The 13,000-nt window shown below is 62.3% G+C and carries 7 protein-coding genes and 2 pseudogenes; 2 read left to right on the top strand and 7 right to left on the bottom strand.

Features of this window, described 5'->3' with window-relative positions:
* Positions 1 to 411: 411 nt before the first annotated feature.
* The 4 genes from KIH75_RS02930 to KIH75_RS02915 all read right to left on the bottom strand — a co-directional run bounded on the left by KIH75_RS02930 (position 412) and on the right by KIH75_RS02915 (position 9,794).
* Entirely contained in the window at positions 412 to 4,458 is a 4,047-nt protein-coding gene (locus KIH75_RS02930) for a DNA-directed RNA polymerase subunit beta' (RefSeq protein WP_219055322.1), read from the bottom strand.
* Between the two features lie 26 nt (positions 4,459 to 4,484).
* A complete protein-coding gene (gene rpoB / locus KIH75_RS02925; protein ID WP_219055321.1) occupies positions 4,485 to 8,051 on the bottom strand; it encodes a DNA-directed RNA polymerase subunit beta in 3,567 nt (1,188 codons plus the stop codon).
* A gap of 199 nt (positions 8,052 to 8,250) precedes the next feature.
* Positions 8,251 to 8,883 (bottom strand): hypothetical protein, encoded by a 633-nt coding sequence (locus KIH75_RS02920; protein ID WP_219055320.1) that lies wholly within the window; start codon positions 8,881 to 8,883, stop codon positions 8,251 to 8,253.
* 17 nt (positions 8,884 to 8,900) lie between these two features.
* Positions 8,901 to 9,794, bottom strand: a complete 894-nt coding sequence (locus KIH75_RS02915; RefSeq protein WP_420829167.1) for an HhH-GPD family protein — start codon at positions 9,792 to 9,794, stop codon at positions 8,901 to 8,903.
* 17 nt (positions 9,795 to 9,811) lie between these two features.
* Between KIH75_RS02915 and KIH75_RS02910 the strand changes: the two genes are divergently transcribed.
* Positions 9,812 to 10,453: a tRNA (cytidine(34)-2'-O)-methyltransferase gene (locus KIH75_RS02910; protein ID WP_219055319.1), complete on the top strand. Its 642-nt coding sequence runs from the start codon at positions 9,812 to 9,814 to the stop codon at positions 10,451 to 10,453.
* Positions 10,454 to 10,872: 419 nt separating this feature from the next.
* Here the strand turns inward: KIH75_RS02910 and KIH75_RS02905 are convergent, their stop codons facing one another.
* Both KIH75_RS02905 and relB read right to left on the bottom strand, forming a co-directional pair.
* A complete protein-coding gene (locus tag KIH75_RS02905; RefSeq protein ID WP_169080545.1) occupies positions 10,873 to 11,142 on the bottom strand; it encodes a type II toxin-antitoxin system RelE family toxin in 270 nt (89 codons plus the stop codon).
* Positions 11,126 to 11,362, bottom strand: coding sequence for a type II toxin-antitoxin system RelB family antitoxin (gene relB, locus KIH75_RS02900; protein WP_044280333.1), 237 nt, complete (start codon positions 11,360 to 11,362; stop codon positions 11,126 to 11,128). The genes KIH75_RS02905 and relB overlap by 17 nt, the downstream gene beginning before the upstream one ends.
* Before the next feature lie 143 nt (positions 11,363 to 11,505).
* Between relB and KIH75_RS02895 the strand changes: the two are divergent.
* A pseudogene (locus tag KIH75_RS02895) lies at positions 11,506 to 12,583 on the top strand (IS30 family transposase).
* A 234-nt stretch (positions 12,584 to 12,817) separates the two neighbouring features.
* Here the strand turns inward: KIH75_RS02895 and KIH75_RS02890 are convergent.
* Positions 12,818 to 13,000 (bottom strand): annotated as a pseudogene (locus KIH75_RS02890) (hypothetical protein); the annotation flags it as partial.

Below are 13,000 nucleotides of genomic sequence, written 5' to 3'. Positions count from 1 at the left end.
GTCCGAAAACGGTAACGAGACACCCAGCATCCCCCTTACCGGTTTCAGACAAAACCAAGCCAAATTCGTCCGAAAACGGTACCAGGCCCCCCATTACCGGTTTCAGACAGAAACAGGCCAAACTGTCCGAAAACGGTAGCAGGACACCAGCACCCCGCTACCGGTTTCAGACAAAACCAAGCCAAATTTGTCCGAAAACGGTAACAAGACACCAGCACCCCCGTCACCACTTTCAGACAAAACCAGGCAAAACCAAGCAAAACCAAGCCGAACCTGCCCAAGGCCGAAAACAGAAGCGGCCCGAAACCGTCGCCGGTTCCGGGCCGCCCCATGTAAGGCCCCGCGGCCTGCCTAACCTGGCAAACCGCGGAACCACTGCTCGGTATCAGAGCTCCGAGCCACTCACACGTCTCAGACGGTTTCCCCGCCGAAGTCGCCGAGGTCACCCTCGTCGTTCAGGAAATCATCCGGGTTGAAGTCCTCGCCGAGCTTGAGATCGCCGAAGTCGATGTTGGAGAAGTCCACATCGGACATGTCGCTCTCGCCGAAGTCGACGCCTTCACCCATGTCGCCACCCAGACCGAAGTTCGGGTAGATGGTGTCGCGGATGGCCTTGTCGGGCTCCACCACCGCGTTGCGGTAGCGGGCCAGACCGGTGCCGGCCGGGATGAGCTTACCGATGATGACGTTCTCCTTGAGGCCCTTAAGGTCATCGACCTTCTCGTTCAAGGCGGCATCGGTGAGCACGCGGGTGGTCTCCTGGAAGGAGGCTGCGGACAGCCAGGAATCGGTGGCCAGCGAAGCCTTGGTGATGCCCATGAGCTCCGGACGACCGGAAGCCGGCTTCTTGCCAGCCTTCACGGCGGCCTTGTTGACCTCGCGGAAGCGCTGCTGGTCGACGAGCTCGCCGGGCAGCAGATCGGTTTCGCCGGAGTCGACCACGGTGATGCGGCGGCTCATCTGGTGCACGATGACCTCGATGTGCTTGTCGTGGATATCCACACCCTGGGAGCGGTACACGTTGTGCACTTCCTCCACGATGTTCATCTGGGCGGCACGCTTGCCGATGATGCGCAGGATCTTCTTCGGGTCGACGGAGCCTTCGATCAGCTGGGTGCCGGTCTCGACATGCTCGCCGTCCTGCACCAGCGCCTTCACGCGGCGGGACACGGAGTAGACGATCGGCTTGATCGCGCCATCCTCGGTCGGAGCGCCGGAATCGGAGTCCGGGGTGAGGATGATCTGGCGGCCACGGTCGGTGTCCGTGATCTTGATCGTGCCGGCGAACTCGGTGATCGGGGATTCGCCCTTCGGGGTACGAGCCTCGAACAACTCGGTAACACGCGGAAGACCCTGGGTGATATCGGAAGCCGAAGCGACGCCACCGGAGTGGAAGGAACGCAGCGTCAGCTGGGTACCAGGCTCGCCGATGGACTGGGCGGCCACGATACCAACGGTCTCGCCGACGTCGACGAGCTTGTTGGTGGCCATGGACCAGCCGTAGCACTTGGCGCACACGCCACGCTTGGACTCGCAGGACAGCACGGAACGGCACTTGACGTATTCCACGCCGTGCGCGACCAGGTCGTTGAGCACGTCCATGGACAGGGCGTCGTTGCGCTTGTACAGCACGGTCTCGCCGTCGGCCGGGTCGATGACGTCGGCCGCGAGCAGACGGGAGTACGGGCCACCGTCGGCGTTCTTGACGAGCACGAGTTCGCCGTTCGCGTTGCGCTCGGCGACCTGCACGTCGATGCCGGCCTTGGTGCCGCAATCCTCTTCGCGCACGATGACATCCTGGGAGACGTCCACCAGACGACGGGTGAGGTAACCGGATTCTGCGGTACGCAGTGCGGTATCGGCCAGACCCTTACGTGCACCGTGCTGGGAGATGAAGTACTCCAGCACGGACAGGCCGTCGCGGTAGTTGGACTTCACAGGACGGGGGATGATCTCGCCCTTCGGGTTCGCCACGAGGCCTCGCATACCTGCGATCTGGTTGATCTGCATCATGTTTCCTCGTGCACCGGACTGCACGATGATGGCGAGGTTGTTCTTGGCGTCGAAGTGCTTCTCGACGGCCTTCGAAACTTCGGCGGTGCACTCGGTCCAGAGCTTGATGAGCTCGTTGCGGCGCTCCTCCTCGGTCATCAGACCCATTTCGAAGTTCTCGTTGACCTGTGCGGCCTCGTCCTCGTACTTGGCGATGTACTCCTCGCGCTCCGGCGGTTCGATAACGTCGGAGAAGGCGAAGGAGACGCCGGACCACGGTGCGCGGGTGAAGCCCATGTCCTTCAGGGCATCCAGGGATGCCGCGACCTGGGCGGTGGTGTAGCGCGTCGCGATGTCGTCGACGATCTTGGACAGCTGCTTCTTGCCGACCGGCACGTTCACGAACGGGTAGTCGACCGGCAGGGTCTCGTTGAACAGCACGCGGCCATAGGAGGTGGCGAACAGCGTGGTGCCGTCGTGGAAGCGCTCTTCCTTGACGGTTTCGAGATCGTCATGGCCGTCCTTGTCGACGACCTTGATCTCGCGCGGCTCCCAGCCTTCCGGCAGCACGAAGTCGGCGGGCATACGGATCAGCACTTCGGCCTGCATGTCGATCTCGTGCAGGTCGAGCGCCATTTCGGCTTCGGCCAGCGAGGAGAACACGCGGCCCTGACCCTTGGCGCCGTCCATCACGGTGGACAGGTAGTACAGACCGAGGATCATATCCTGGGACGGCATGGTCACGGTGTGGCCGTCGGCCGGCTTCAGGATGTTGTCGGATGCCATCATCAGCGAACGGGCTTCGGCCTGGGCTTCGGCGCTCAGCGGCAGGTGGACTGCCATCTGATCACCATCGAAGTCGGCGTTGAAGGCGGCGCAGGCCAGCGGCGGCAGGTGGATGGCCTTGCCTTCGACCAGGATCGGTTCGAAGGCCTGGATGCCCAGACGGTGCAGCGTAGGTGCACGGTTCAGGAGCACGGGATGCTCGGAGATGACTTCCTCGAGCACGCCCCACACCGCGGAATCGCCGCGGTCCACGAGACGCTTGGCGCTCTTCATGTTCTGGGCGAAGCCCTGATCCACGAGACGCTTGATGACGAACGGCTTGAACAGCTCCAGAGCCATCGGCTTCGGCAGACCGCACTGGTGCATGCGCAGTTCCGGACCGACGACGATCACGGAACGGCCGGAGTAATCCACACGCTTACCCAGCAGGTTCTGACGGAAGCGGCCCTGCTTACCCTTGAGCATGTCGCTCAGGGACTTCAGCGGGCGGTTGGAGGCGCCGGTGACCGGACGGCCGCGACGGCCGTTGTCGAACAGGGAGTCGACGGCTTCCTGCAGCATGCGCTTCTCGTTGTTGAGCATGATCTCCGGGGCGCCGAGCTCGATGAGTCGCTTCAGACGGTTGTTACGGTTGATCACGCGGCGGTACAGATCGTTCAGATCGGAGGTGGCGAAACGGCCGCCGTCGAGCTGGACCATCGGGCGCAGATCCGGCGGGATGACCGGGATCACGTCGAGCACCATGGCCTCCGGCTTGTTGCCGGTGGTCAGGAAGGCGTTGACGACCTTGAGACGCTTGAGCGCCTTGGTCTTCTTCTGCTCGGAGGCGTCCTTGATCTCCTCCTTGAGCTGCGCGGCGATCGCTTCGAGGTCGAGGGACTGCAGACGCTTCTTCACGGCTTCCGCACCCATGGAACCTTCGAAGTAATCCTCGTAACGGTCCTGCATTTCGCGCCACAGGTCCACGTCATCGATGATGTCGCCGGGCTTGAGCTTCTTGAACTTGTCGAACACGGCGTTCAGACGGGCGATCTGCTCGTCGTAACGCTGGCGGATGGCCGCCATTTCGCGTTCGGCGGAGTTGCGCAGCTTGGTCCTTGCCGGGCCCTTGGCTTCGCCGATGGCTTCGAGTTCGGCCAGATCGGATTCGACCTTCTTGGCACGCTCCTCGATCTCGTTGTTGCGACGCTTTTCGAGGTTCGCGACCTCATGGTCGAACTCGTCCTGCAGGTCGGGCAGGTCCTGGTGACGCTGCTCCTCGTTGACGGCGGTGACCATGTAGGAGGCGAAGTAGATGACCTTCTCCAGGTCCTTCGGGGTCACGTTGAGCATGTAGCCCAAACGGGACGGCACACCCTTGAAGAACCAGATGTGGGTCACCGGAGCGGCGAGCTCGATGTGGCCCATGCGCTCACGGCGCACACGGCTCTTGGTGACTTCGACGCCGCATCGTTCGCACACGATGCCCTTGAAGCGCACGCGCTTGTACTTGCCGCAGGCGCACTCCCAGTCGCGGGTCGGACCGAAGATCTGTTCGCCGAACAGACCGTCCTTCTCGGGCTTGAGGGTACGGTAATTGATGGTTTCAGGCTTCTTGACCTCGCCGTGGCTCCAGCCGCGAATATCGTCCGCGGTGGCCAGGCCGATCTTCAGCTTGTCAAATGCGTTGACATCCAGCACTGTGTTTCCTTATCTTCCGTTCGCTATCACTGATATTCGGGCTCGGCGGCTGCCTGGTCTTCCTTGGCTGCCGCGTCGGGGCGGGCGCCGATGTTGAAACCGAGATCGTCGGATGCACCGGCCGGGTCGTCGTCCTCATCCTTCATGTCGATGGCAACGCCGTCGGCGTTGAGCACTTCGACGTTCAGGGACAGGGACTGCATTTCCTTCAGGAGCACCTTGAAGGATTCGGGGATGCCCGCGGGCGGCAGGTTCTCGCCCTTGACGATGGCGCCGTAGACGCGCACGCGGCCGTCGACGTCATCGGACTTGGTGGTCATCATCTCGTGCAGCGTGTAGGCGGCACCGTAGGCCTCGAGGGCCCACACTTCCATTTCGCCGAAGCGCTGGCCGCCGAACTGGGCCTTACCGCCCAGAGGCTGCTGCGTGATCATGGAGTACGGGCCGGTGGAGCGTGCATGGATCTTGTCGTCGACAAGGTGGTGCAGCTTCAGCATGTACATGTAGCCCACGGAGATCGGACGGGAGAACGGTTCGCCGGTGCGGCCGTCGTACAGGGTCGCCTTGCCGTCGGGGCCGACGAGACGATCGCCGTCGCGGTTCGGCAGGGTGGTGGACAGCAGGCCCTTGAGCACGTCCGGCTTGACGCCGTCGAACACCGGGGTCGCGACCGGGGTGCCCGGTTCGGCCTTTTCGGCGCCCTGCGGGATGAGCTTCTTCCACTCGGCTTCCATGTTCGGATCCAGGGAGATGTCCCAACCGCAGTGGGCGATCCAGCCGAGGTGCAGTTCCAGCACCTGACCGAGGTTCATTCGGGAAGGCACGCCCAGCGGGTTCAGCATGATGTCGACCGGGGTACCGTCGGCCAGGAACGGCATATCCTCTTCCGGCAGGATGCGGGAGATGCAGCCCTTGTTGCCGTGGCGGCCGGAGAGCTTATCGCCGACCGTGATCTTACGGTGCTGGGCGATGTAGACGCGGATCATCTGGTTCACGCCATTGGGCAGCTCGTCGCCGTCCTCCTCGGCATCCTCACGGGTGATTTCCTTGATGCCGATGACGGTACCGGTCTCGCCGTGGGGCACGCGCAGCGAGGTGTCGCGCACCTCGCGGCTCTTCTCGCCGAAGATGGCGCGCAGCAGGCGCTCTTCCGGGGTGAGCTCGGTTTCGCCCTTCGGGGTGACCTTGCCGACCAGGATGTCGCCGGCTTCGACCTCGGCGCCGATGCGGATGATGCCGCGCTCGTCGAGGTTGGCCACCGCGTCCTCGCCGACGTTCGGCAGGTCGCGGGTGATCTCTTCGGCGCCCAGCTTGGTTTCGCGGGCGTCGATCTCGTACTCCTCGATGTGGATGGAGCTCAGGGTGTCGTCCTGCACGAGGCGCTGCGACAGGATCACGGCGTCCTCGTAGTTGTAGCCGTTCCACGGCATGAAGGCGATGAGCAGGTTCTTACCCAGTGCCAGTTCGCCGTTCTGGATGGCGGGGCCGTCGGCCAGCACGGAGCCGGCTTCGACTCGCTCACCGTCGTGGATCAGCGGACGCTGGTTGTAGCAGGTGGTCTGGTTGGAACGCTGGAACTTGGCCAGCTTGTAGGAGCTGGTGGTGCCATCGTCGTTCATCACGCGGATCATGTCGGCGGACACGTAGCTGACCACGCCGTCCTTGTCGGCCTTGATCACGTCGCCGGAATCGTTGGCGGCGCGCCATTCGGAACCGGTACCCACCAGCGGGCGCTCGGATTCGATCAGCGGCACGGCCTGACGCTGCATGTTGGTACCCATCAGCGCTCGGTGGCCCTCATCGTGCTCCAGGAACGGGATCAGGGAGGCGCCCAGCGAGGTCATCTGACGCGGGGAGACATCCATGTAGTCGACCTGGCTGACGGGCACATCGACCGCTTCTTCCTCGCCGACTCGGGCAAGGGCGTCGCTGTGGACGAAGTTGTTGTTCTCGTCGAGCTCCTGGTTGGCCTGGGCGATCACGTGGTCGAGATCGCGGTCGGCGGTCATGTATTCGACCTCGTCGGTCACATGGCCGTTGACGACCTTGCGGTACGGGGTCTCGATGAAGCCGAACGGGTTGACGCGGCCGAAGGTCGCGAGGGAGCCGATAAGACCGATGTTCGGGCCTTCAGGGGATTCGATCGGGCACATACGTCCGAAGTGGGACGGGTGCACGTCTCGCACTTCCATGGAGGCGCGGTCGCGGGACAGGCCGCCGGGGCCCAGTGCGGACAGACGACGCTTGTTGGTCACACCGGACAGCGGGTTGTTCTGGTCCATGAACTGGGACAGCTGGGAGGTGCCGAAGAACTCCTTGATGGTGGCGTTCACCGGACGGATGTTGATCAGGGACTGCGGGGTGATGGCCTCGGCGTCCTGGGTGGTCATGCGTTCGCGCACGACGCGCTCCATACGGGACAGACCGGTGCGCAGCTGGTTCTGGATCAGCTCGCCGACCTGGCGGATACGACGGTTGCCGAAGTGGTCGATATCGTCCACGTCGACGCGCAGTTCGACGTCTTCGCCGTTGCGCTTGCCCGGGAAGGTCGCCTTGCCGTCATGCAGGGTGACGAGGTACTTGATCGTGGCGATGATGTCCTCGCGCGACAGGGAACGATCGTTCATGTCGGTTTCGAGGCCGAGCTTGCGGTTGATCTTGTAACGACCAACGCGGGCCAGATCGTAACGCTTGGTGTTGAAGTAGAAGGAGTCGAGCAGGTTCTTGCCGGCTTCCGGGGTGGCGGTGTCGGCCGGGCGAATCTTGCTGTACATGTCCTTCAGGGCTTCGTCCTGGGACTGCAGCTTGGTGGATTCGAGGGCGTCGATCACCAGCGGGTAATCCTGGAAGGCTTCGCGGATCTCCTGCTTGGTCATGCCGATGGCCATGAGGAAGACGATGGCGGACTGCTTGCGCTTGCGGTCCACGCGCACCTGCGGCTGGTCCTTCTTGTCGATCTCGAACTCGAGCCATGCGCCACGGCTCGGGATGATCTTCGCGCCGAAGACTTCCTTATCGGAGTTGCGGTCCTGCTGACGGTCGAAGTAGACGCCCGGGGAACGCACCAGCTGGGACACGATCACACGCTCGGTGCCGCCGATGATGAAGGTGCCGTGCGGGGTCTGCAGCGGGAAATCGCCCATGAACACGGTCTGGGACTTGATTTCGCCCGTTTCGCCGTTCTCGAATTCCGCGTTGACGTACAGCGGTGCGGAGTAGGTGTAATCCTTCTCCTTGCACTCCTGCACGGTGTGACGCGGCTCCTCGAAGTACGGGTCGGAGAAGGTCAGGCTCATGGTCTGGGCGAAGTTCTCGATCGGGGAGATTTCGCTGAAGACCTCGTCGAGGCCGGAGATGTGCGGCGTGGTGATGGTGCCGTTCTTCTCGTCCTCTTCCACGCGCTTCTTCCAGCGGTCGGAGCCGACGAGCCAATCGAAGCTGTCGGTCTGCACGCCCAGCAGGTAGGGCACATCGATCGGTTCCTTGATGGAACCGAAGTTCACGCGATCCGACGCCTTGTGCAGGTCGATGTCATGCTGGTCGGCGCGCGCAATATTGGTATTGGTGTTCGTCTTAGCTGTATTCGTAGCCAATGGACGTTCCTTATCGCTCGCTCATTCGTATCGATACTAAAATTCCCGGGGGAACGCCGGCATGGCCACCATATGCCTATGCGGGCGTCTCATCGTTGTGGCGGTATGCCCGCAATATGACATACCTTACGCAAAATTAAAATATTAGTCCACGGTACGGACGTGGAAACGCATGGGCGGCGCCGATGTGATTGACTCGTCAGTTCACCACAACGGTGACCGGGTCGCTGGTGACATCCTTATCGCCCTTCAGGGAAAGCTGGCCGACGTACGTGCCCGCATCGATTTTGGGCAGTGTATCGTCCTGGGCGCATTCCTGACCGCTGCGGTTGGCGTTCCACGTCACCGTGCGGATCTTCCTGTCGCCTTTCGCCATCAGCAGCAGATCGCTGTCGGCCGGGCAGGAGTCGGACCGCCAGATCGTGTCGTCGCCCGACGTGATGGTGAGCACCAGCGAAGAGTCGGACACGTCGATCAGGCAGGATTTGTCGCCGTCATGCGTGACCGTCTCCGTCCATTCGAGGGAACCGCCCACGGGGATCGAAACCGCTTTCGAAGACAGTTGCAGGTGTACGCTCGACGCATCGCAGTTCCGGATGCCCGTAGTGCGATGCGGCTGCGGTACGACCTTACGGCTGACATCCACCCGGCTCGCCGCACGGTTTTCCATGCTTTGGCTCACCGCGCTGACGCCGCGTCCGATGCTGTACACGCAGAACACGACCAGAACGATCGCCAACGCCAAGGCGACGCCTACGACGATGCGCCTGCGGCGGTACATCGCCCGCTGCTGCTTGCTGAGTTTGCGCTTGCGCTTCTTCCCCTGTGCCATAACGTTCCCCAGTCTACCTATTCGGGTAGGCGCAACGAGCCGTCCGGCAACATCTCGACAAGACCGTCATCATCCAACGACGCCACGCACGCGTCGAGCTGCACCCGATCGTCCCACAACCGTTCGATTCGCGCGCGATCCAACGTGCCGCCCGCAGGAAGCCCGCGCAACGCTTCCAATACGAGCCCGCGCACCTGGCGATCCGTACCCTGGAAGCGTTGACGCGGCCTGGTACGCCGCTCCCCCAATCCGGGCCTGCCATTGCGCAGGAACGCGCACTGCGCCGAAATCGGGCAGACGTCGCATAACGGCGCCTTCGCGGTGCACACCGTCGCGCCAAGCTCCATCACCGCCTGATTCCACACCACGGAGGCCTTGTCGGATTCCGGCAGCAAGCGACGCGCCATCTCACGCTCCAACTGGCTCGCCGAACCGCCCAACGACTCCTCGCCACGGAACGCCCGCGCAAGCACACGGCGGATATTCGTATCGATTACGGCGATACGCTCGCCGAACGCGAAACTCATCACCGCGCTCGCAGTGTAATCGCCCACGCCGGGAAGCTCCAGCAGCTCCTCATAGGTGCGTGGAAGCTCGTTATCGTACCGTTCGGCCACGGTGTACGCGCATTCGCGCAACCGCAACGCGCGACGCGGGTAGCCGAGCCTGCCCCAAGCGGTGATGACGTCGGCTTTCGGAGCGTCGGCGAGCGCACGCGCATCCGGCCAACGTTCCATCCACGCCGTCCAATACGGCACGACGCGGCTCATCTGGGTCTGCTGGCTCATCACTTCGGAAACGAGCACGCCCCAGGCGGTGGCTCGTCCGAAGCGCCAAGGCAGGTCGCGGGCGCTGGCCTCCCACCATGCGGCGAGACGCAATGCGATATCGGTGTCGGTGTCGTTCATCATTCATATTCTTAGCATCTATGACTAACGATGCAGCAAATCCCGAAGACCAAGTCGAGAAGATGTTCGAATACGGTTACCGCAAGTCCAATTACGGACCCGACGAGCTGGTGACCGACGCGCACGGCAACCCGATTTCCGTGGTGGACGCCATGCTGAGCGCGAAGGATGCGGCCAAGGCGGAGACCTCCACGCCGCACCTGTGCTACTACTCTCCGCGCATTCCCGGCAACACGGGCTCCGCGATCCGCCTGTGCGCCGTAACCGGCACGATCCTGCACCTGGTGGAACCGTTGGGCTTCAATCTGCGCGACACCAAGCTGCGCCGCGCGGGGCTTGACTACCACGACATGGCTCATGTGGTGCTGCACCCGAATTTCGAGGATCTGGTGGAATCGATGCCCGATTCGCGCATCATCGCCTTCACCGCGCACGCCACCAAGTTGTACACCGACATCGAGTACAAGCCGACCGACATTCTGCTGTTCGGCCCGGAACCGGGCAATATTCCCGATCCGATGGACATTATGGCCGGCCCGCATGTGGCTGAGCAGGTGCGTCTGCCGATGCGCCCGAGCCTGCGCAGTCTGAATCTCACCAACTGCGCCTCCATCGCCATCTACGAAGCCTGGCGCCAAATGGGATTCAAGGGCGGAGCGTGAGGAGGAAGCCCTGTGGGCTTCCGAGTAGCTCCGCCGAGTGAAGGCCGACAGGCCTGAACGAGGAAACGTGGCAGTCCGGCCGCAGGCCGGCCCCTAATCCTCACTCCCCGGGGCGTGATGAGGAAGCGCAGTGCGCTTCCGAGTAGCCCCGCCGAGCGAAGGCCGACAGGCCTGAACGAGGAAACAACACAGCCGAGCCGCAAGGCTCGTCCCCAATTGCGACCGGAGCGTGACGTAGAAGCCCAGTGGGCTTCTGCATAGCTCCGCCGAGTGAGACACGATAGGGTCGAGCGAGGAAACATGACGGTCCGTCCGCAAGGCCGGACCGTCATGCTCACCGTTTCTCTTCTTCATATGGCAAATTTATGCTATCCGTTGACTTCTTCATCGACGGAACCAACGAAACCTTGGTACAGCAATCAACGGCGCTTGTACACCTTGCTCCTGTGCGCGACATCAATCACAAGAATCAGTAGAACCTCATCTTCTATATCGCACACGATCCGATAGTCCCCGACACGGTAACGCCACAGCCCTGCCAGATTACCGACAAGGGCTTTGCCGGTGCTTCTCGGATCCTCCAACTGTGAAATTTCCCTAAGCTTTGCGATGATTCTCTTGGCGACATTGCGATCCAGTTTCTTCATCGAACGCTGGACGCCCTTGTCGATCTCAATCTTCCAGGCCAAGGCTTTCCTCCAGCTCGTCGAGCGTCACAGTCTCGAGCCTGCCGGCACGCCAATCCTCAACCTTTTTCATAATGCCGTATTCATACTCAAGCCTATCGATCGACTCGGTAAGGGCTTCGTTCATATAAAACGTCTTCGTACGGCCAGTTGCTTTCGCCAAACGATCGTAACGAGCCGCCAATTCGACAGGCATCCTTAATGCTGCAGTAGCCGTGGCCATAACGCACCTCCCAAAATGTTTACGTGTTATACATGTTAGCATTTTGCGATTCTCGCAGGGAATATCCCGTTGTCTAAATGAAAGTGCAACACCCGTTAGATTGGTAATTGTCCAGAAAACCAGTCCGAAGGGATGTTGCACCTATGGGAGAAGTATATTCGCACCTGTCGGAAGAGGAACGCCAGATCATCCAGATCGAGATCGGCAACGGCACCAGCATCCGCAGGATCGGTCTGATGCTCGGCCGCAACGCCTCGACGGTCAGCCGGGAGGTCAGGCGCAACACGTGGTTCCCGTCCAACGAGAACGGAGTCCTACCGGCCGTACCGGCCGAAACAGCTGAAGACCGGCCCGTGGACGGGCAGATACTACATAGCGGGCCCGGCGCAGCGCAAGGCCGACCGCAGGCGCGCCAGGCCACGCAAGCCGTACCGCCTGTCGTACGACCGCCTGTGGGCGCGGGTGGCCGAATGGCTGGGCCGGGGCTGGTCCCCGCTGCTCATCAGCGGGAGGCTGCGCGTCCTGTGGCCGGACGACCCGCGCATGCGCGTGTGCCCGGAGACCATCTACCGGTGGATCTACTCCAGCAAACCGCTTCGGGAACGCTGGGCGCGGTGCCTTCCACGCGGCCACAGGAGGCGGCGCAGGCGTGGCGGCAGGAGAACGTCGCGTTTCCCGATTCCCGGCCGGGTGCCCATATCCGAACGGCCGGAGTCGGCCGCCGACCGCGGCGAATTCGGCCATTGGGAGGCCGACAGCGTGATCGGCGTGGGATGCAACCTGCACACCGAGGTCGAGAGGAAGACCAGGTTCCTCATGGCGCTGATCGTGCCCGACAAGACGGCCGGGGAGAGCGCCGGGGCGCAGATGGCGATGTTCGGTCCGCTGCCGGCCGGCGCGCGCGTCAGCGTCACGCACGACAACGGCACCGAGTTCGTCCGGCACGCGCGTCTGCGCGACGAGCTGGGCATGGCCACCTATTTCGCCGACCCGTACTCCAGCTGGCAGCGGGGAAGCAACGAGAACCGCAACGGCATGATCCGGCGGTATCTTCCCAAACGGTGCGAGATCCGGATGGACATGGCGAAGGAGGTCAGGGAGATCGTCGACGAGATCAACAATCGTCCCATGCGCGTGCTGGACTACCGCACGCCCGCCGAGGCGTTCGCCGACGAACTGCTAGAATTGCAGGACCAACATGGGCGTTGCACTTCTAAATAGACACCGGGTATTTATCTATACCGAATCCACAGAACCTCCTATCTTCTTTCCGGAAAGCACCGCGAGAAAAACCAGAGGGAAACAAGACGCAGGTCTTCTAATGAAACAATGGCAAATGTTGCATACCAGCGTTTTCAATGCTTTGAACATTCATCATGTAATGCGCCAGCCAGGCATTAGACAGGCAAATCATGCAGCATCCCACAGTCCGAACTCAACAGCAAAACAGAAAAATCACTCGTCTGTTTCCGGTTTGCCGGGTTGGATGGCCGTGGCTCGCGCGATCCGATGGAGCTCTCCCTCCCAGCGTTCCGCGGCCCTGGGGCGCCGGCCGGGCCGGGCCGCGTCCAGGCACAGCATGACGGCCAGCCCGCCCGTCAGGGGCGCGAGCAGCGCGACCGTCAGGCACGAGCCGTT

Origin of the sequence: Bifidobacterium pongonis (assembly GCF_019331805.1) — a bacterium.
GTDB lineage: Bacteria > Actinomycetota > Actinomycetes > Actinomycetales > Bifidobacteriaceae > Bifidobacterium > Bifidobacterium pongonis.
This window is presented reverse-complemented; position numbering and strand designations above follow the sequence as displayed.

Bases quoted from the DNA above. Each gene is read 5' to 3' on its own strand.
- KIH75_RS02920 (WP_219055320.1), bottom strand. From the start codon at position 8,883: ATGGCACAGGGGAAGAAGCGCAAGCGCAAACTCAGCAAGCAGCAGCGG.
- KIH75_RS02915 (WP_420829167.1), bottom strand. From the start codon at position 9,794: ATGATGAACGACACCGACACCGATATCGCATTGCGTCTCGCCGCATGG.
- KIH75_RS02910 (WP_219055319.1), top strand. From the start codon at position 9,812: ATGACTAACGATGCAGCAAATCCCGAAGACCAAGTCGAGAAGATGTTC.
- relB (WP_044280333.1), bottom strand. From the start codon at position 11,362: ATGGCCACGGCTACTGCAGCATTAAGGATGCCTGTCGAATTGGCGGCT.